A 17,414-nucleotide genomic window follows, 5' to 3' on the forward strand; every position below is an offset into this window, starting at 1 on the left:
GCTGGCTGGCGTACCGCTAGCTCTTTGGCTGTCATTCGACGGCGGACGCTTCAATCTTGTCCAGGCGTGGCGCCTTGCTGTTGCAACGGCGCTGATCCTGACGCTGGGCTACTTCTTGCACCTCACGGCGAGTGACAAGATCAGCCAAGCTGATACCGCTCAGAAATTCGTGAATCTGCAAGCTCAGGTCGCACCACAAATGGTGGGTCAGGCAGGTATCGCCGTGATGGCAATCGCCCTGGCCCTGGCACTTGGTGGCATCGACCGATTCGTTTACCGCATCGATCACCTGGGCGACCTGGATGCCCTGCATGTCGCGCGACAGCTGATAGCCGCCACCTGGGCCGCGGACGCTGGAGACCAGGTTGCTGCGACGCAGCTTGGCGAAAAGCTGTTCGAGGTAGGACAGGGAGATGCCTTGGCGCTCGGAGATATCGGCCAGGGACACCGGCCCGTGCTGCGCGTGCAACGCCAGGTCAAGCATGGCGGTCACGGCGTATCGGCCTTTTGTAGTCAGTCGCATGGACAATTACCACGGAGTTCGGAATGGGGCGAGTATGCAATTCCCGAGTATTTAAGTCAACTATAAGACCTAGTGCTTTAGTCAGGATTACCCGCAAAAGAGCGGCCGCATCATAGCAAAGGCTGGCGGCGTACAGCCAGTAGAACCGCGTTATCGTTCTTCGCGGGCAAGCCTCGCTCCTACAGGGGTTACGCGAATCCTGTAGGAGCGAGGCTTGCCCGCGAAGGCGTCGGCACTGTCTAGCCGGCCTGACTCTGATCCTTGTCCTTCACGCAGGCAAAATCTTCTTCGCGCAGCTCAGGCAGATCCTTGGCACAGTAATCACTGCCCAGATCCTTCAACGCGCCGCACATCCCCTCCAGACGCCCATCGACCGCCTGCAGATGATCGAGCAGCTGATTAATGGCGCGAGCCACCGGATCCGGCATGTCTTCGCCAACACCATAGGCATCGAAACCGATCTTCTCGGCCATGGCTTTACGCTTGGCGTCCTGCTCTTCATCAGGCTTGACGATGATCCGCCCGGGAATGCCGACGACTGTCGCCCCGGCAGGCACCGCCTTGGTCACCACGGCATTGGAGCCGACCTTGGCCCCCGCGCCCACCGTGAACGGGCCGAGCACCTTCGCACCGGCGCCGACCACCACACCATCTTCCAGTGTCGGGTGACGCTTGCCTTTATTCCAGCTGGTGCCGCCGAGCGTCACACCTTGATAAAGGGTGACGTCGTCGCCGATCTCGGCCGTTTCCCCGATGACAATGCCCATGCCATGGTCAATAAAGAACCGCCGCCCGACCTTGGCCCCCGGATGAATCTCGATCCCGGTCAACCAGCGACCGAAGTTCGACACCAGCCGCGCCAGCCATTTCAGCTCGGCGCGCCACAAGGCCGCCGACAGCCGATGGATCCAGATCGCGTGCATCCCGGGGTAGCAGGTCAGCACTTCAAATGCATTACGTGCCGCCGGGTCTCGGTGGAAAACGCTCTGGATATCTTCTCGCAAACGCTCGAACATCATTAATCCTTCCGCTTTAGAAGCTCGCCACGGGCCGCTTTCTGGGTTTCCGTGAGGATGCCGCGCAATATATTCATTTCCGCCCGGCTGACCGAGCTTCGACCGTACAACCGGCGCAGGCGCGCCATCAAGTGCCGCGGTTTTTCCGGATCGAGGAATTCGATGGCCACCAGGGTCTGCTCCAGGTGCTCATAGAATCGCTCCAGCTCATCCATGGTCGCCAGTTCACCACTCTTGGTGGACGCCACTTCATCCTTCTCGACCTTGCTCGGCTGGCCTTGGGCCGCGAGCCAGGACATGCGCACTTCATAACTCAACACCTGCACCGCCGCACCCAGGTTCAGCGAACTGAACTCGGGGTCCGAGGGGATGTGCACGTGATAATGACATCGCTGCAGCTCGTCATTGGTCAGGCCGGAGTCTTCGCGACCGAACACCAGGGCAATTTCGGTGCCCTGCGCGGCTTCTTCGACCACCCTCGTCCCGCATTCGCGCGGATCGAGCAACGGCCAGGGAATCCGCCGATCACGGGCGCTGGTGCCCAACACCAGCGTGCAGCCGACCAGGGCATCTTCCAGGGTGGCGACGACTTGCGCGTTTTCAAGGATGTCACCGGCACCGGAAGCACGGGCATCGGCCTCGTGGTGCGGGAACAACCGCGGTTCGACCAGCACCAGCCGCGACAGGCCCATGTTCTTCATGGCACGCGCAGCCCCGCCGATATTCCCGGGGTGGCTGGTATTGACCAGGACGACACGAATGTTTTGCAGCAAGGGAGGCACTCTCGAACACATCAAAGGGGAGCAAATCTTACAGTTCCTCCTACCGTTAAGCTATGAAAGCGCACACTGTCCTTCACCTGTAGAAACTTTCTGATAGAATGCCCGGCTTTCTTTAACAACCTTAGGTGACACATCCATGCAGCCCATGCTGAATATCGCGCTGCGCGCCGCCCGCAGCGCCAGTGAATTGATCTTCCGCTCCATCGAGCGCCTGGATACCATCAAGGTCGACGAAAAAGACGCCAAGGATTACGTATCCGAGGTGGATCGCGCCGCCGAACAGAAAATCATCGACGCGCTGCGCAAGGCCTACCCGAACCACTCGATCATGGGTGAAGAAACCGGCATGCACGCCGGCAACGGGATCGAAGGCGAAGAATACCTGTGGATCATCGATCCGCTGGACGGCACCACCAACTTCCTGCGCGGCATTCCTCACTTCGCGGTCAGCATCGCCTGCAAATACCGTGGTCGCCTGGAACACGCAGTGGTTCTGGACCCGGTACGCCAGGAAGAATTCACCGCCAGCCGTGGTCGCGGCGCCCAACTGAACGGCCGTCGCCTGCGCGTCAGCGGTCGCACCAGCCTGGACGGCGCCCTGCTGGGTACCGGCTTCCCGTTCCGTGACGACCAGATGGACAACCTCGACAACTACCTGGGCATGTTCCGCGCCCTGGTGGGCCAGACCGCCGGCATCCGCCGCGCCGGTTCGGCGAGCCTGGACCTGGCCTACGTGGCCGCCGGCCGTTTCGACGCGTTCTGGGAGTCGGGCCTATCCGAGTGGGACATGGCGGCAGGCGCCCTGCTGATCCAGGAAGCAGGCGGCCTGGTGAGCGACTTCACCGGCGGTCACGACTTCCTCGAGAAAGGCCATATCGTTGCCGGCAACACCAAGTGCTTCAAGGCAGTGCTGACGGCGATCCAGCCGCACCTGCCGGCCTCGCTGAAGCGCTAAGCTTCCAGCGACAGACAAAGCACCCTTCGGGGTGCTTTTTTTGAATCTGAATATCCGCTACTTACTGAGCCGGCTCATTCTGCGACAGGATCAGCTTACCTTCCTTGTCCACCGGAATCTGGTTACCCGGATCCCGATCCATCCGCACCTTGCCTTCCTTGCCATCCAGCGAATAACGCACGTCGTACCCTACGACCTTGTCACTGATGTCATTCACCGTGTTACAGCGGGTCTGGGTCGTGGTGTAGGTATCGCGATTCTGCATACCTTCCTGCACCTTGTTGCCCGCGTAACCGCCGCCGACCGCACCGGCCACCGTGGCAATCTTCTTGCCTGTGCCGCCGCCGACCTGGTTACCGAGCAAACCACCCGCAACGGCACCGATGGCGGTACCGAGAATCTGGTGTTGATCCTTCACCGGCGCCTGCCGGGTCACTGCTACGTCCTTGCACACTTCACGTGGCGTCTTGATTTGTGTCTTGACCGGTTCAACGGCTAGAACTTGCGCATACTCAGGGCCGCTTTTAACCAGGCTGTAGGTGGCAACAGCACCCCCGGCAGTCACACCGACAGCACCCAATACCGCACCAACCAGCAACGACTTGTTCACATGAACCTCCTGACCATCTCATGCGGGACGCGCCCGCGCTTCTCCCAGCCTTGGAGCATAAAAAAAGGCGCGAGTTCAACTCGCGCCTTTTTGGCTGGCACCGCTGGAGGAATGTTCCTTCAAGGACGGTCGTCGATTTCCTTGTCGGTAGCCACCGGCGGAATCAGGTCTTCGGTACTCAGGTTCAGCCAGATCAACACCACGTTGGCGATGTAGATAGACGAATAGGTACCCGCCATCACCCCGACGAACAGCGCGATGGAGAAGCCCCACAGGTTGTCGCCACCGAAGATCAACAGCGCGCCGATCGCCAGCAGGGTGGAGATCGAAGTGGCCATGGTCCGCAGCAGGGTTTGCGTGGTCGAGATGTTGATGTTGTCGATCAGCGAGGCCTTGCGCAGCACCCGGAAGTTCTCGCGAACCCGGTCGAATACCACGATGGTGTCGTTCAACGAGTAACCGATAATCGCCAATACCGCGGCCAACACCGTCAAATCGAAGGTGATCTGGAAGAACGAGAGGATCCCCAGGGTCACCACCACGTCGTGGATCAGCGAAACGATGGCACCGACCGCAAACTTCCACTGAAAGCGGAACGCCAGGTAGAGCATGATGCCGCCCAGCGCCATCAGCATGCCGAGGCCGCCCTGGTCGCGCAGCTCTTCACCGACCTGCGGGCCGACGAATTCGACGCGCTTGACCACGGCCGGGTTGTCGCCGCCGGCCTTCTGCAGGGCTTCAGCCACCTGGTGACCCAGTTGCGGGTCTTCGCCAGGCATGCGCACCAGCAGATCGGTGGTCGCGCCAAAGCTCTGCACGATGGCGTCGTTGTAACCCGACGTCGCCAGCTGCTCACGCACCTTGGTGACATCGGCCGGACGCTCGTAGGTCAGCTCGATGAGCGTACCGCCGGTGAAGTCCAGGCCGTAGTTCAGGCCCTTGCTGAACCAGCTGAACAACGCCAGAACCGTAAGGAGCAATGTAATGCCGAACGCAACGTTGCGAACGCCCATGAAGTTGATTGTACGTAACATGGCAGCCCCTTAAATCCACAACTTCTTGAAGTCACGACCGCCGAAGATCAGGTTGACCATCGCGCGGGTCACCATGATGGCCGTGAACATCGAGGTAAAGATCCCGAGGGACATGGTCACTGCGAAGCCCTTGACCGGACCTGTGCCCATGGCGAAAAGAATCCCGCCGACCAGCAAGGTGGTCAGGTTGGAGTCGAGAATCGCGGTGAAAGCCCGGCCGAAGCCTTCGTTGATTGCCCGCTGCACGGTCATGCCCGCGGCAATCTCTTCGCGTATCCGCGAGAAGATCAGCACGTTGGCGTCGACCGCCATGCCCATGGTCAAGACGATACCGGCAATACCCGGCAGGGTCAGCGTGGCACCCAGCAGCGACATCAAGGCCAGCAGCAACACCATGTTCACCGCCAGCGCGACGGTGGCAATGATGCCGAAGAAGCGATAGATGGCGATGATGAACAGCGAGACGAACAGCATGCCCCACAGCGATGCATCGACGCCCTTGACGATGTTGTCGGCACCCAGGCTCGGGCCGATGGTGCGCTCTTCAGCGAAGTACATCGGCGCCGCCAGACCACCGGCACGCAGCAGCAGCGCCAGCTCGGACGACTCGCCCTGGCCGTTCAGGCCGGTGATGCGGAATTGAGCACCCAGCGGCGACTGAATGGTCGCCAGGCTGATGATCTTCTTCTCTTCCTTGAAGGTTTGCACCGGTACGTCTTTTTCGACGCCGTTGACCACTTGCTTGACGTAAGTGGTGACCGGGCGCTGCTCGATGAAGATCACTGCCATGCTGCGGCCGACGTTGCTGCGAGTCGCACGACTCATCAGCTCGCCACCGTGGCCATCCAGACGGATGTTCACTTCAGGCGTGCCTTGCTCGCCGAAGCCAGCCTTGGCATCGGTGACCTGGTCACCGGTGATGATCAGGCCACGCTCGATCTGCGCCGGCGGTCGATTGCCCTCGCGGAACTCGAAGGACTCGGAAGTGGCTTTCGAAGCACCCGGCTCGGCGGCCAGGCGGAACTCGAGGTTGGCCGTCTTGCCGAGGATACGCTTGGCTTCTGCGGTGTCCTGCACGCCCGGCAGCTCAACCACGATGCGGTTGGCGCCCTGGCGCTGAACGATAGGTTCGGCCACACCCAGCTCGTTGACGCGGTTACGGACCGTGGTCAAGTTCTGCTTGATGGAGTATTCACGGATTTCCGCCAGCTTGGCCGGGGTCATCGCCAGACGCAGCACCGGCTGGCCATTGAGATCGGCCGGAACAATGTCGAAATCGTTGAAGTTCTTGCGAATCAGGGTGCGGGCTTGCTCGCGGGCAGCCTCATCGGTGAAGCCCAGCTGAATGGAACCTTCGAATTGCGGCAGGCTGCGATAGCGCAGTTTCTCTTTACGCAACAGGCTCTTGACGTCGCCTTCGTAGACTTTCAGGCGCGCATCGAGGGCTTTGTCCATGTCCACTTCCAGCAGGAAGTGCACACCACCGGACAAGTCCAGACCCAGCTTCATCGGGTGCGCGCCAAAGCTGCGCAGCCATTGCGGGGTGGTTTGCGCCAGGTTCAGTGCAACGACGTAGTCATCACCCAATGCCTTGCGCACAACGTCCTTGGCCGGCAGCTGGTCTTCAGCCTTGGTCAGGCGCAGCAGACCGCCCTTGCCGCTTTCCGCCAGCGTGGCCGCCTTGACGTTGATCCCGGATTCCTTGAGCGCTGCGCTCACGCGATCCAGGTCAGCCTGAGTGACCTGCAGCGAAGTGCTTGCACCGCTGATCTGAATAGCCGGGTCATCAGGGTATAAATTGGGAGCGGAATACACCAGACCGATCGCCAGCACCGCCAGGATCAGAATGTATTTCCACAGAGGGTATTTGTTCAGCATCACGCCGCCCGCTTATGACGCGGGGCGCCTTGCGCGCCCCGTCGATTGAGTAGAAGTTGAAACTTAGATCGCTTTGAGCGTGCCTTTTGGCAGCGTGGCGGCGATGGCGCCTTTCTGGAATTTCATTTCGACGGTGTCGGAAACTTCCAGAACCACGAAGTCGTCGGCCACTTTGGTGATCTTGCCGGCGATACCACCGGTGGTCACCACTTCGTCGCCTTTTTGCAGGCTGCCCAGCAGGTTTTTCTGCTCTTTGGCGCGCTTGGCCTGTGGACGCCAGATCATCAGGTAGAAGATGACCAGGAAACCGACCAGGAAAATCCACTCAAAGCCGCCACCCATTGGGCCTGCAGCAGGTGCAGCCGCGTCAGCCATGGCATTAGAGATAAAAAAGCTCATTTAGCACTCCAGTTGCAAATGTTGAATCTTGGGGTCAGAAAACTCAGTCCAAAGGCGGAACGGGAAGTCCGCGTTTGGCGTAGAAGGCATCGACAAAGGCGGCCAATGTACCCTGTTGAATAGCCTCGCGCAAACCAGCCATAAGCACCTGGTAATGGCGCAAATTGTGGATGGTATTCAACATGCTACCCAGCATTTCGCCGCACTTGTCCAGATGGTGCAGATAAGCACGGGAGAAGTTCTGGCAGGTGTAGCAATCGCAGGTTGGATCCAGTGGCGAATCATCATGGCGATGGAACGCGTTACGGATCTTCAGCACGCCTGTATCAATGAACAGATGCCCATTGCGGGCATTACGGGTTGGCATCACGCAATCGAACATGTCCACACCGCGGCGCACACCCTCCACGAGATCTTCCGGTTTGCCAACGCCCATAAGGTAACGAGGTTTGTCAGCCGGCATCTGGCCCGGCAGGTAATCCAGCACCTTGATCATCTCATGCTTGGGCTCGCCCACCGACAGACCGCCGATGGCCAGGCCATCGAAGCCGATCTGGTCGAGGCCTTCCAGGGAGCGCATGCGCAGATCCTGGTGCATGCCGCCCTGCACGATGCCGAACAGCGCCGCCGTGTTGTCGCCATGGGCCTCTTTCGAACGCTTGGCCCAGCGCAACGACAGCTCCATCGACACCCGCGCGACATCTTCGTCCGCCGGGTACGGCGTGCATTCGTCGAAAATCATCACGATGTCCGAGCCCAGGTCACGCTGGACCTGCATCGACTCTTCCGGCCCCATGAACACCTTGGCGCCATCGACCGGAGAGGCGAAAGTCACGCCCTCCTCCTTGATCTTGCGCATCGCGCCCAGGCTGAACACCTGGAAACCGCCGGAGTCGGTGAGGATCGGGCCTTTCCACTGCATGAAATCGTGCAGGTCGCCGTGCTTCTTGATCACTTCGGTGCCAGGACGCAGCCACAGGTGGAAGGTGTTGCCCAGAATGATCTCCGCGCCGGTGGCGGTGATATCCCGCGGCAGCATGCCCTTGACCGTGCCGTAGGTGCCCACCGGCATGAACGCCGGGGTTTCTACCGTACCGCGTGGAAAGGTCAAACGACCGCGACGCGCCTTGCCGTCGGTGGCCAGCAGTTCAAACGACATACGACTCATTCTGTTTCCTCTGGGCCTGATTCTTTAGGGGCAGTCGGCGCCGGATTACGGGTGATAAACATCGCATCACCGTAGCTGAAAAAGCGGTAACCATGCTCGACGGCGGCTTTGTAAGCGGCCATGGCTTCGGGATAACCGGCGAACGCCGAAACCAGCATCAACAGCGTGGATTCGGGCAAATGAAAGTTGGTGACCAGGGCATCGACCACATGAAACGGCCGGCCCGGGTAGATAAAAATGTCGGTATCGCCACTGAACGGCTTGAGCACGCCATCGCGCGCCGCACTTTCCAGGGAACGCACACTGGTAGTCCCCACCGCCACCACCCGCCCGCCACGGGCGCGACAGGCAGCCACCGCATCCACCACGTCCTGGCCGACTTCCAGCCATTCAGTATGCATGTGGTGGTCTTCGATCTTCTCGACCCGCACCGGCTGAAAGGTGCCCGCACCCACGTGCAAGGTCACGAACGCCGTCTCGACGCCCTTGGCGGCAATCGCCTCCATCAACGGCTGATCGAAATGCAACCCCGCCGTCGGCGCTGCCACCGCGCCCAGACGCTCGGCGTACACCGTCTGATAACGCTCGCGGTCCGAGCCTTCATCCGGGCGATCTATATAAGGCGGCAACGGCATATGCCCGACGCGATCCAGCAGCGGCAACACCTCTTCGGCGAAGCCCAACTCGAACAACGCATCATGACGCGCCAGCATCTCGGCCTCGCCACCGCCGTCGATCAGGATCTTCGACCCAGGCTTCGGTGATTTGCTGGAACGCATATGCGCCAGCACCCGATGGCTGTCCAGCACCCGCTCCACCAGGATTTCCAGCTTGCCGCCGGAAGCCTTCTGGCCAAACAGCCGCGCCGGAATCACCCGGGTATTGTTGAACACCATCAAATCGCCCGGGCGCAAATGCTCGAGCAAATCAGTGAATTGACGGTGTGCCAGGGCGCCGCTGACCCCATCCAGGGTCAACAGGCGACTGTTGCGTCGCTCGGCCAAAGGGTGGCGGGCGATCAGCGAATCAGGGAGCTCGAAGGTAAAGTCAGCAACGCGCATGATGGGGTTCGTCTAGCAGGGCCGCAAAGTCTAGCGGAAACCGCAAAAATTTTCCATGAAACCTGATTGACCAACGGTAATCTCATCTCTATACTTCGCCGCCATTGAGCCCTGATGGCGGAATTGGTAGACGCGGCGGATTCAAAATCCGTTTTCGCAAGAAGTGGGAGTTCGAGTCTCCCTCGGGGCACCAAAATTAAGAAAGGCCTTGCTTTGCAAGGCCTTTTTTTTCGTCTGCAAAAAAGCACTGACACCCCGCCGGCCTGTAGGAGCCGGCTTGCTGGCGATGCTTTTGATCCTGCTTTTCCACGCCACCCGCACCGCCAGAACATCTCACGAGGATTCCCTCCATGGAATTGCTGCTGGAAACCGTTGCCCTGTTCTCCCTCAAGCTTGCTTATGAGACGGAGGATTCGAGTCCGATTCTGCGGGATGATTTGATGATGAGTGATTATGAGCGGGAGGTTTTTGGGTTGCTGGTGCGGAGGGGCGATGTCGAGGCGATCCAGGGGAAAGTGGATGAATGCCTGGGGTTGGCGCTGAATGCCATCGGCGGTGTTGATACCGTCCTGGGTCGCGAGATGCATAGGTTGTCAGTAAATTTCAATGCTGCGCGGACCATGGAACAGCTTGATACCCCGCTCAACGCGCTCAAGGACTATCTGAAAGATATTCAATGAATGGAGGGACTGCCTAAAAACCGGTGACACCCGATAGGCGTACCGACGCTGGCCGCCAAGTATTGATGAATAATAAATCCCATTTTTCCCAATCCCTTTTCCGTCCCGGCAGTTCTTGCGTTCTTTGGAGAGTCTGAAACTTCAGGTTACCGAGTCAATTTGACCGGGAAGCGAACTGACCGACAATCTCCCGTCTCGACACAAAGTCACACAGGGACTTGTCATGGACGAGAACAAACAGAAAAAAAATCCTTTCGACGACCTCTGGAGCCGAAAACTTCCGAACGGTGGTGCCTCATGGGCCGCCTGGAATCCGCCCCCTGAGCCGGAGCGGGTATACATCCCCAAAGATGAATGGCCACTTCCGAAGGAGCGTACAGACCTGGTCTTTGCCAAGTGCTGCACACCTAAATACTGGGGGAGCACTCACGCCGGTAGTGACCCCATGCCAGCCTCAGATTTTGGTAAGGTCATGCTGGCCGGGTCAATGTTTGTCCCGTCCGCAGCACAGGCTGCCGGACTCGCTCTAGGCTTCGACACGGTACTGGGGCGCATAGCCGGTGGCGGCATCATGCAAAGGGGCTTTACGTGGGCATTGCGCGGAAGTCCTGCCGGTGTGTTTGTGCTGGGCATGCTCCCGACCAAAATGGGCGACGGTACGCTCCACACCGACGAGCAGCTACGCAGCATGACCCGCGCTCCGACCCGCGTGCGCTTTCAATTTCGCCGCGATGCTGAGGGCGTGTTGCAGGTTTACGGTATCCATACCGGCCCGTCAGGGGATGACACGGTACGCATAGTGCAGGCCAGGTGGAACGCCACCAAGACAGCGATAGAAGCCGAGCTAAACGGCGCCACCATCCTGTGGACACCTAGAGAACGATCTGGCATACCGCCAATGGTCCATCCTGATAACAGCAACAGCCAAGACACCATCCTCGTACACCCGATCCCGGAAGGTACAGACTCCCAGATCGAGGGCTATCCGGCAGGGGACGGCGTAGAAACCGATGACTGCATTCTGGTCTTTCCGGCAGGCTCCGGCCTGAGTTCGCTGTACTTGGTGTTTTCGCGGCCTCTCGGCGGCGACCAGCGATATCATCAACCACCTATTTCTCTGCCAGCATTCCCTGACGCAAAAATCGCCCCCTCCAAAACCTACGTGCAAGGTGGCGGCAAAAAACGACGACGCTGGAAAGACAGTGCAGGGAAAATCTACGAATGGGACTCCCAACACGGGACAGTCGAGCTCTATAACAGACAAGGAAAACACCTTGGAGAGTACGACCCTGAAACCGGTAGACAAACCAAGCCCGAAAATCCTGCAAGGAAGGTAGAAAAATGAAGCACGTCATTGAGGTCTTTGATCGCGAAACCGAAGAATTGCGGGAAAGCATTGAAATTCCTTCATCTAAACAAGCTGAACTTGCCGATCTAATGGGGTGGAAAGATCCTGAAGACGCAATTTATGTGTATGACTTGTCCGCAGAACAATTGCGTCAAATCGAAAAATGGACGGGGTCGAAATTTGCGGAGACGCGTCACATTATTCAGCTAGCTTGCATTGCCTGAGCGAGCAAACCAGACCAGCCAAACCTGAACGAAAAGTAGAAAAACAGGAGCATTTATGTATCTCTGCATCGGTGGATTCCTGCCTGACAGTGCCGAAGACGACTCCCTCAAATTTGAACTTGATCTGGATGATTCTTTTAACGATGAAATCGTACAACTCCTGGGTTATAGAAGTCTTAATGCGATGGCAGAGGGAGAATGGTTGTTAGCGACCGAGCAAGCCGCGTAAATATCAAAGATCATCGGGCAATCACTTCCAACCCATTTAAAGCTATTCATCGGTGTTGAAGCCTAAGAAATCAATAGGCGCATTACTCCGATTTTAATTCGGAGTACTCCGCCTCAGGGTTTAACCTCGACGCATAATTATGCGTCCCGCGTTTAGAAACAGACTTCCGGCAATGCGCACAAAGTGACCGTATCCGGCCAAACCATGAGCCGTGAGTACGTCGAGAGCGTCATGCTGCCCTACTGATGGCCCAATGTGGCGGGACATTAGCACCAAGTTCGGCGTTCAAAGCCTTCGACGAAGCCGGTATCCCTCAAGGGTATCACTGGGAAGCCTTGCACGGTATTGGGTCCATCGTGTATTGCTCAATTTTCACGGGGGCCTTTAACTTAAAGATTTCTTAGAGATTGCCCAATGAGCACCTTCTATCATCCTTCTTTAAATAATTTTCTAATCTTATCTTACAATCAATCTCTATGTCGAGACTGGTCTGGCGCTCACGGTAACTCTATTCTATAAGCGCATCTCGGTGGAGTAGCTGTGCGATTTTATTTGATCTTTTAGGTATCAGACTGCAGCCCTAGGCGTCTTCTTAATTAGCCATATTAGCAAATCATTAAACTATGTGATCTTGAGTGATCCTGCTATAGGGACAATGACTGGTATTTCGGCCTCCACTGGAGATAGTTCGGCGAGCGATGCGGCCCAAATGCTTAATTTTTCTAGACATGAATTAGCGTAAGTTAATGAGTCTAGGGCTGAGACTGCTTCGGTGCTTCCGATGATATTATGAAATCGCGCTCGTCGGAGTGAAGGATCGTCAAAATGCTTGCCTGAGGTACGGTCAGCTTTTAACTTTCCTGGGTCAGACGGCAAGGGTAATTTGACGAAGGGTAAATACACCGAGTTAGATAGTTGAACGGTTCCTGTAATGGCATAGAGCGTTGCTCCCGCTGTTGCTAATGGCGCTGCGTGAATTATCAAATTCCGGTAACTGCCAAGGATGTCTAGCCAGTTCCCCTGAGAGGATATCTCTTGGATTTTGACTCCGTGCGGGTCAAGCGGCGGGGTCTTTTCCCAATGTTTAAGTAGTGACCCAATGCTTGTGATGTTTTTTGCGCCTGTAGGCTTAACATGCCAGTAAAATTCGATCAGGTAATCTCGGAGAGTGCAAGCGTCAACAAGAAAGGTTTGGGCTGCTAAGTAACAGAGCCCTGTAAATCCATCTAAGAAACGTTGGTCAGACTTGAAGTCTCCCGATTTTAATTTGGCGTTCAACTGGTCCATATAAGACTCTGATAGCTGTCGGACCCGCCACTCACAGCCCCTGAGCTGATGAGATATACGTGTGGCTATATCATAAAGTTTGCTATCGCCCTTTATGAATGCACCATGTGCAATAAATGACCAATCTCTACCTTGATCCCATGTAAGCCAGCCTGACGATTTGGAGCGCCATTCAGGTGGTGCTTCTGAGTGTGATCCGGTAAAGAAATCGCAACCTATGACCTCCAATCCGAGGTTTTTAATGTCTGAGAACAGCGAACTGTATTTTTGTATTTCAATAGTAGTCTTCTCGCCAGTCATATCGCCCGGATAGAGAAAATTACACGACCTGTCATAACTCAGAACTCTGATGCCTCCACTGATATGAACCTCGCGTACCGATAGCCATTCCATGAGTCCCCTCCCTGATACTGTTGGTTTTTATCGCTTCTCATTGTAGTCCATGGAACCCCGTGGGCAATCCAGTGTTGGTTGTTGGTACTTGTTGCTTAATTTTTTGGTTGCACCCATCTGCCCGTCGCTGGGCATCCATCAAACACAGTCTTTCTGTTTGCTCTCTGCGCCGCCGATCAGAGCCCGTCATGGAGCCTGTGTGCTGGTCTGCGGGGCGAACTCAGAGAGCAAACAAAAGGAAACCATGAACCATGTCCAACATTTTTAAGATGCGTCAGGCTAAGGCCTACGAGAATACCAACCCGATGCGCTGAGAGGCGCTCCATAGGCCACTGAGCTGAAAAGGAGAGAACCCAATGGACACCCTTCCGGCTGCCTATGGGACTGGAAAGGACTGGAAAGGGGACTGGAAAGTGACTGGAAAGGGGACAGATTTATTTCTTGCTAAGGCTAAGCGGATGGATCCGAAGCGATACGGTCAGCGTCTTTCATTAGAGTTCTTTTTTTTGCCACAAGCCCAAACCGTCCGCAGCGGGTAACGGTCGATTTCTGGAGGTTGTTTCTCGGCGAGTCGGTTCTGGGTCGAATCTTTCTTAGGTTGCAGGAAAAGGGCCTGCACGATAACCTCCTACCGTCGCTGCCAATTCAGCGACCGGGTGTGGTAACCCGAGTTATTCAAGGCGCTACAGCGCCCCCATCACGTCTGCCGGCGCTTTTTTTATGCCTGCGGCGTGAGTTATGGCAGCTGTGCGTGGGACGTCTTCGGACGTGCCGGTTTCCTTGATTCCCGGTTTACCACCCTGCGCACAGCTGTCACCCATTCGTGTGGTAACGAACGTGGCAGCTCCCCATATCAAGGAGTCTGATAATGCGCAGCATCAATCCGTACAAAATTTGGCCTTTCCCCCTACGCAACTCCCAATCGCGTAACGCCCCACCGTCCATCCTCTCCCATCGCCTCTCCGTCGTCGGAGGTGGCAAATGACCGAACAACCAGAGCTCAAAACCATCGGCCTTACCCCCGCCATCTATTGCTCAGACCAAGCACTGTTCCACGTCACTCGCGGGGTTCCCCTCGGCGATGCGCTAGCGATGGCTTCCGATTTCCTGTTTCTCGCCAAGGCGCTCACCGAAGACGCTGCCTACGCCAGGGACACCGACCGCCACGCCTGGGCCGCTCATTATCTGACCGCTTTGAGTAAGGCGGTGGTTGATGACGCGGTGAAGGTGCTTACCCGTGATCGGGCATCTGCAACGACACCTGAGTGGACGGCGGCGAAGTCCGAAATCTAGCAGCTGAGCCCGATGAGCCCCGAGTTCTTCGGGGCTTACAATTGTGCAGCGCTTGGCGGCCGAAAACACGTGACGGCATCCCGCCCTTGTAGTCAGATACGGCTATCGTTTGAATTTGCTGTGCAGAGGCATTTGGCGGGAATGGTTATGACACCCAATCGGAATCACACATGGAAGCGCTGATTAATCCGGATGTTCTGCGATGGGCGCGAGAGCGGGCATCCCTGAGCACGAGCACCCTGGCCAAAAGTCTTGGTACGCAGGAAGACAACGTGCTGGCGTGGGAACAAGGCAGGAAAAAGCCCTCCTTCACCCAGGCAATGAATTACGCCCGGCAGACGTACATCCCTTTTGGTTACCTTTATCTGTCCCAGCCGCCGGAGGAAATCCTTCCTCTGCCGGATCTCAGAACGGTCAATGGAAAACGCGACCCCGGATAGAGCCTCGCCCTCATGGATACCATCAGGTGGGCCTTGGAGAGACAAGACTGGTATCGCGACTACCTGACCAGCCAAGGCGTCACTGAAAACAGAGTCGTCGGAAGATTTTCCGTGACCGACAGCATCGAGGTGATCGTTGCTGACATCCGAACAACCTTGGGAATAGCCAACAAACCCAACCGTGGCGATTTTGATGACTATTTCAAAAGCCTGGCAGGCAAAATTGAGGCTGCGGGCATACTTGTGATGCGCAACAGTATTGTGAACAACAATACGAGTAGGCCATTGCTTGTGGAAGAGTTCCGGGGCTTTGCAATCAGTGACAAGCTAGCTCCGGTCATTTTCATCAACACAGCCGATTGCCCTGAGGCAAGGCTGTTCACTTTGGCTCATGAACTGTCGCATATCTGGATAGGTCGCTCTGGCGTGTCTGATGGCGAGCCTGCAAATCATAGATCGGAAGAGATCTTGTGTAACGCGGTAGCGGCAGAACTTTTAACTCCTGAGCGCGAATTCCTTTCCGTTTGGAACGCCGATGTTGAGTGGCAAGAAAACATCCCACCCTTGACAAAATTCTTCCATGTTAGTGGCTGGGTCATAGCCAGACGCGCCCTGAGTTTTAATCTCATAACGGCATCTGAATATGATGCATTTGTTGCCAAAAAGATCGCCGAGCACAAAGCTCGCGGCAAGACTGGAGCACCGCCCTACAATAGACTGCAGACAGGGCGAGTCAGCAAAACGCTTGCTACAGCTGTGGCCAGTGAAGCATTAAGCGGAAGAATGCTTTATCGAGATGCAGCACGCCTGATTGGTGTAAAGCCGAATGAGCTATCTGACTATTCAAAAAAGGAACTAGGATTTTGAGTTATCTGGATAATTCGTAGAATTAAAACAATATCAGAAACGTCCTACTTACTTCCGAACTAATTGTGTTTACCCTACGGCAGCTTGCTTGATTCCAGTTCGTTTCAGAGGCGGTGCGACGTCAAAACAGCAGTAGCTTGCACCCGCTCACAAATAGATCCCGGGAGTGTCAATGCGTAAAAAAATGGATTATGAAACCAAAACTGCTCTGTCATTTATCGATAGGCTGAGCACTGGCCAGCACAATCTATGGCCACATGATTTCGAATTTTCTGAAACCAGTGACGATGAATTGACTGAAGCGTTCGGATACTGGTTCGGCGGCCACCGCTGGGCTAACTCGGGGGATACATTTGTCCAGTTTGGCCGTGATGGTACGGGCTCAATGTTTCTGCTGTGGTATTACCCCGACCTCAACGCACCTCCGCCTGTTGTATTCCTCGGATCGGAAGGCGAGCGCTGCTTGATGGCGACCGATATTGATGACTTCATCAGACAGCTTGGCTCAGGTCAGCTATTTTTCAATGAGACTTGGTCTGAACCTTTGCCAAATGAAATCGATGAAATGGACTGGTGCGAGCTTCGTCGCACCATTCATGAAAAATATGGGCTGGGGGATGAACCACCAGAGAAAATGGCCGAGAAGGCACGCCTTACTCATCCGGATTTCCCTCGGTGGGTTGAATCAATGATTGAGTACGAATGATCGCATTGCTTGTAGTTCCAACTGTCTCACCCGACATTGATGTTGGCTGGTCTGGCGCTTTCGATGGCAAGCCAGCTCCTACAGGGGTTGAGGTGAGCTGACTGGTGGTGATAGCCCCGATTTTTTGGGGCTAATAAATCATTCGGTTCAGAGCACGTGCTGGGAAATCAGTTTCGATATTTCTACCTTCGATGTCCTGCCGGTGAATTCGAATTTCACTTTTCACAACGAGGAAAAATATATCCCCAGCTCGGAATCCAGGTCGAACGCTCCCGAGGTTTCCACCGACTACGCCACTATATTTTTTAGGGCAACGAGGGGAAGTCTTGCTTGCTTCCGGTAAGTTCCTGCACATTGGCGGCGATGATGCGTTTGTTGGTAAAGACCACGCCGTCGAGCATGGATTTGTACGAGTCGATGACGTGTTCGCCGTCGAACAAAGATAGGAAACGCGTTCGACGTATTCTTCACAGGGAAAGGCGACAAATTTATTTTAATTTGAGTATAACCCTACCTCCATC

At 56.2% G+C, this 17,414-nt stretch carries 20 protein-coding genes, 1 tRNA gene and 1 pseudogene; 11 read left to right on the plus strand and 11 right to left on the minus strand.

The genetic code is table 11. From position 1 onward, the window contains the following. Positions 1 to 31: 31 nt before the first annotated feature. The 3 genes from iscR to trmJ all read right to left on the minus strand — a co-directional run bounded on the left by iscR (position 32) and on the right by trmJ (position 2,312). Positions 32 to 523 (minus strand): Fe-S cluster assembly transcriptional regulator IscR, encoded by a 492-nt coding sequence (iscR, locus tag F8N96_RS17230; RefSeq protein ID WP_150748552.1) that lies wholly within the window; start codon positions 521 to 523, stop codon positions 32 to 34. Between the two features lie 239 nt (positions 524 to 762). Next, a complete protein-coding gene (gene cysE, locus F8N96_RS17235) occupies positions 763 to 1,539 on the minus strand; it encodes a serine O-acetyltransferase (protein ID WP_150798807.1) in 777 nt (258 codons plus the stop codon). A gap of 2 nt (positions 1,540 to 1,541) precedes the next feature. Beyond that, a complete protein-coding gene (gene trmJ / locus F8N96_RS17240) occupies positions 1,542 to 2,312 on the minus strand; it encodes a tRNA (cytosine(32)/uridine(32)-2'-O)-methyltransferase TrmJ (RefSeq protein ID WP_150798808.1) in 771 nt (256 codons plus the stop codon). Between the two features lie 145 nt (positions 2,313 to 2,457). Here trmJ and suhB point away from each other — a divergent pair, with 145 nt between their 5' ends. Beyond that, positions 2,458 to 3,276 carry an inositol-phosphate phosphatase gene (gene suhB / locus F8N96_RS17245; RefSeq protein WP_064679568.1) on the plus strand — a complete coding sequence of 273 codons (819 nt, stop codon included), beginning with the start codon at positions 2,458 to 2,460 and terminating at the stop codon, positions 3,274 to 3,276. A 61-nt stretch (positions 3,277 to 3,337) separates the two neighbouring features. On the opposite strand, the gene F8N96_RS17250 is transcribed toward suhB, so the two are convergent. The 6 genes from F8N96_RS17250 to queA form a co-directional block, all read right to left on the minus strand. Further along, positions 3,338 to 3,886: a glycine zipper 2TM domain-containing protein gene (locus F8N96_RS17250; protein ID WP_150763830.1), complete on the minus strand. Its 549-nt coding sequence runs from the start codon at positions 3,884 to 3,886 to the stop codon at positions 3,338 to 3,340. Between the two features lie 119 nt (positions 3,887 to 4,005). After that, a complete protein-coding gene (gene secF / locus F8N96_RS17255) occupies positions 4,006 to 4,920 on the minus strand; it encodes a protein translocase subunit SecF (protein WP_150798809.1) in 915 nt (304 codons plus the stop codon). 9 nt (positions 4,921 to 4,929) lie between these two features. Beyond that, on the minus strand, positions 4,930 to 6,798 hold the full coding sequence (gene secD / locus F8N96_RS17260) for a protein translocase subunit SecD (protein WP_150763832.1): 1,869 nt from the start codon (positions 6,796 to 6,798) through the stop codon (positions 4,930 to 4,932). 63 nt (positions 6,799 to 6,861) lie between these two features. Then, complete coding sequence (gene yajC / locus F8N96_RS17265; protein WP_053214538.1) at positions 6,862 to 7,197, minus strand: preprotein translocase subunit YajC; 336 nt, start codon at positions 7,195 to 7,197, stop codon at positions 6,862 to 6,864. Positions 7,198 to 7,240: 43 nt separating this feature from the next. Continuing rightward, positions 7,241 to 8,356: a tRNA guanosine(34) transglycosylase Tgt gene (tgt, locus tag F8N96_RS17270; protein WP_128870527.1), complete on the minus strand. Its 1,116-nt coding sequence runs from the start codon at positions 8,354 to 8,356 to the stop codon at positions 7,241 to 7,243. A gap of 5 nt (positions 8,357 to 8,361) precedes the next feature. After that, a complete protein-coding gene (gene queA / locus F8N96_RS17275; RefSeq protein WP_150798810.1) occupies positions 8,362 to 9,426 on the minus strand; it encodes a tRNA preQ1(34) S-adenosylmethionine ribosyltransferase-isomerase QueA in 1,065 nt (354 codons plus the stop codon). A gap of 108 nt (positions 9,427 to 9,534) precedes the next feature. On the opposite strand from queA, the gene F8N96_RS17280 reads away from it, so the two are divergent. The 5 genes from F8N96_RS17280 to F8N96_RS17300 all read left to right on the plus strand — a co-directional run bounded on the left by F8N96_RS17280 (position 9,535) and on the right by F8N96_RS17300 (position 11,907). Then, positions 9,535 to 9,619, plus strand: a tRNA-Leu gene (locus F8N96_RS17280). 157 nt (positions 9,620 to 9,776) lie between these two features. Continuing rightward, positions 9,777 to 10,106, plus strand: a complete 330-nt coding sequence (locus F8N96_RS17285; protein WP_150798811.1) for a hypothetical protein — start codon at positions 9,777 to 9,779, stop codon at positions 10,104 to 10,106. A gap of 223 nt (positions 10,107 to 10,329) precedes the next feature. Then, positions 10,330 to 11,451 (plus strand): S-type pyocin domain-containing protein, encoded by a 1,122-nt coding sequence (locus tag F8N96_RS17290; protein ID WP_150798812.1) that lies wholly within the window; start codon positions 10,330 to 10,332, stop codon positions 11,449 to 11,451. Next, positions 11,448 to 11,678, plus strand: a complete 231-nt coding sequence (locus F8N96_RS17295; protein WP_150798813.1) for a hypothetical protein — start codon at positions 11,448 to 11,450, stop codon at positions 11,676 to 11,678. Before F8N96_RS17290 ends, F8N96_RS17295 begins: the two co-directional genes overlap by 4 nt. Before the next feature lie 55 nt (positions 11,679 to 11,733). Next, positions 11,734 to 11,907 carry a pyocin S6 family toxin immunity protein gene (locus tag F8N96_RS17300; RefSeq protein WP_224794104.1) on the plus strand — a complete coding sequence of 58 codons (174 nt, stop codon included), beginning with the start codon at positions 11,734 to 11,736 and terminating at the stop codon, positions 11,905 to 11,907. Between the two features lie 621 nt (positions 11,908 to 12,528). Here the strand turns inward: F8N96_RS17300 and F8N96_RS17305 are convergent. Next, positions 12,529 to 13,587: a hypothetical protein gene (locus tag F8N96_RS17305; RefSeq protein ID WP_150798814.1), complete on the minus strand. Its 1,059-nt coding sequence runs from the start codon at positions 13,585 to 13,587 to the stop codon at positions 12,529 to 12,531. Between the two features lie 356 nt (positions 13,588 to 13,943). Between F8N96_RS17305 and F8N96_RS17310 the strand changes: the two genes are divergently transcribed. From F8N96_RS17310 to F8N96_RS17325, 5 genes are all read left to right on the plus strand, one after another. After that, positions 13,944 to 14,126: a hypothetical protein gene (locus tag F8N96_RS17310; protein WP_150798815.1), complete on the plus strand. Its 183-nt coding sequence runs from the start codon at positions 13,944 to 13,946 to the stop codon at positions 14,124 to 14,126. A gap of 442 nt (positions 14,127 to 14,568) precedes the next feature. Further along, positions 14,569 to 14,880, plus strand: a complete 312-nt coding sequence (locus F8N96_RS17315; RefSeq protein ID WP_150798816.1) for a DUF3077 domain-containing protein — start codon at positions 14,569 to 14,571, stop codon at positions 14,878 to 14,880. Positions 14,881 to 15,050: 170 nt separating this feature from the next. After that, positions 15,051 to 15,320: a helix-turn-helix domain-containing protein gene (locus tag F8N96_RS35435; RefSeq protein ID WP_224789430.1), complete on the plus strand. Its 270-nt coding sequence runs from the start codon at positions 15,051 to 15,053 to the stop codon at positions 15,318 to 15,320. Between the two features lie 12 nt (positions 15,321 to 15,332). Then, complete coding sequence (locus tag F8N96_RS17320; RefSeq protein ID WP_224789431.1) at positions 15,333 to 16,187, plus strand: ImmA/IrrE family metallo-endopeptidase; 855 nt, start codon at positions 15,333 to 15,335, stop codon at positions 16,185 to 16,187. A 172-nt stretch (positions 16,188 to 16,359) separates the two neighbouring features. After that, complete coding sequence (locus F8N96_RS17325; protein WP_150798817.1) at positions 16,360 to 16,893, plus strand: hypothetical protein; 534 nt, start codon at positions 16,360 to 16,362, stop codon at positions 16,891 to 16,893. Between the two features lie 147 nt (positions 16,894 to 17,040). Here the strand turns inward: F8N96_RS17325 and F8N96_RS17330 are convergent. After that, positions 17,041 to 17,359: pseudogene (locus F8N96_RS17330) on the minus strand (PH domain-containing protein); the annotation flags it as partial. Between the last annotated feature and the right edge of the window lie 55 nt (positions 17,360 to 17,414).

The sequence above is a fragment of the Pseudomonas fluorescens genome (genome assembly GCF_902497855.1).
In the GTDB taxonomy this organism is placed as follows: domain Bacteria; phylum Pseudomonadota; class Gammaproteobacteria; order Pseudomonadales; family Pseudomonadaceae; genus Aquipseudomonas; species Aquipseudomonas fluorescens_BI.

What these genes read in the sequence shown, in the direction of transcription:
- iscR (WP_150748552.1), bottom strand. Translation starts at nt 523, where the DNA reads ATGCGACTGACTACAAAAGGCCGATACGCCGTGACCGCCATGCTTGAC.
- cysE (WP_150798807.1), bottom strand. Translation starts at nt 1,539, where the DNA reads ATGTTCGAGCGTTTGCGAGAAGATATCCAGAGCGTTTTCCACCGAGAC.
- suhB (WP_064679568.1), top strand. Translation starts at nt 2,458, where the DNA reads ATGCAGCCCATGCTGAATATCGCGCTGCGCGCCGCCCGCAGCGCCAGT.
- secF (WP_150798809.1), bottom strand. Translation starts at nt 4,920, where the DNA reads ATGTTACGTACAATCAACTTCATGGGCGTTCGCAACGTTGCGTTCGGC.
- secD (WP_150763832.1), bottom strand. Translation starts at nt 6,798, where the DNA reads ATGCTGAACAAATACCCTCTGTGGAAATACATTCTGATCCTGGCGGTG.
- yajC (WP_053214538.1), bottom strand. Translation starts at nt 7,197, where the DNA reads ATGAGCTTTTTTATCTCTAATGCCATGGCTGACGCGGCTGCACCTGCT.
- tgt (WP_128870527.1), bottom strand. Translation starts at nt 8,356, where the DNA reads ATGTCGTTTGAACTGCTGGCCACCGACGGCAAGGCGCGTCGCGGTCGT.
- queA (WP_150798810.1), bottom strand. Translation starts at nt 9,426, where the DNA reads ATGCGCGTTGCTGACTTTACCTTCGAGCTCCCTGATTCGCTGATCGCC.
- F8N96_RS17285 (WP_150798811.1), top strand. Translation starts at nt 9,777, where the DNA reads ATGGAATTGCTGCTGGAAACCGTTGCCCTGTTCTCCCTCAAGCTTGCT.
- F8N96_RS17290 (WP_150798812.1), top strand. Translation starts at nt 10,330, where the DNA reads ATGGACGAGAACAAACAGAAAAAAAATCCTTTCGACGACCTCTGGAGC.
- F8N96_RS17295 (WP_150798813.1), top strand. Translation starts at nt 11,448, where the DNA reads ATGAAGCACGTCATTGAGGTCTTTGATCGCGAAACCGAAGAATTGCGG.
- F8N96_RS17300 (WP_224794104.1), top strand. Translation starts at nt 11,734, where the DNA reads ATGTATCTCTGCATCGGTGGATTCCTGCCTGACAGTGCCGAAGACGAC.
- F8N96_RS17305 (WP_150798814.1), bottom strand. Translation starts at nt 13,587, where the DNA reads ATGGAATGGCTATCGGTACGCGAGGTTCATATCAGTGGAGGCATCAGA.
- F8N96_RS17310 (WP_150798815.1), top strand. Translation starts at nt 13,944, where the DNA reads ATGGACACCCTTCCGGCTGCCTATGGGACTGGAAAGGACTGGAAAGGG.
- F8N96_RS17315 (WP_150798816.1), top strand. Translation starts at nt 14,569, where the DNA reads ATGACCGAACAACCAGAGCTCAAAACCATCGGCCTTACCCCCGCCATC.
- F8N96_RS35435 (WP_224789430.1), top strand. Translation starts at nt 15,051, where the DNA reads ATGGAAGCGCTGATTAATCCGGATGTTCTGCGATGGGCGCGAGAGCGG.
- F8N96_RS17320 (WP_224789431.1), top strand. Translation starts at nt 15,333, where the DNA reads ATGGATACCATCAGGTGGGCCTTGGAGAGACAAGACTGGTATCGCGAC.
- F8N96_RS17325 (WP_150798817.1), top strand. Translation starts at nt 16,360, where the DNA reads ATGCGTAAAAAAATGGATTATGAAACCAAAACTGCTCTGTCATTTATC.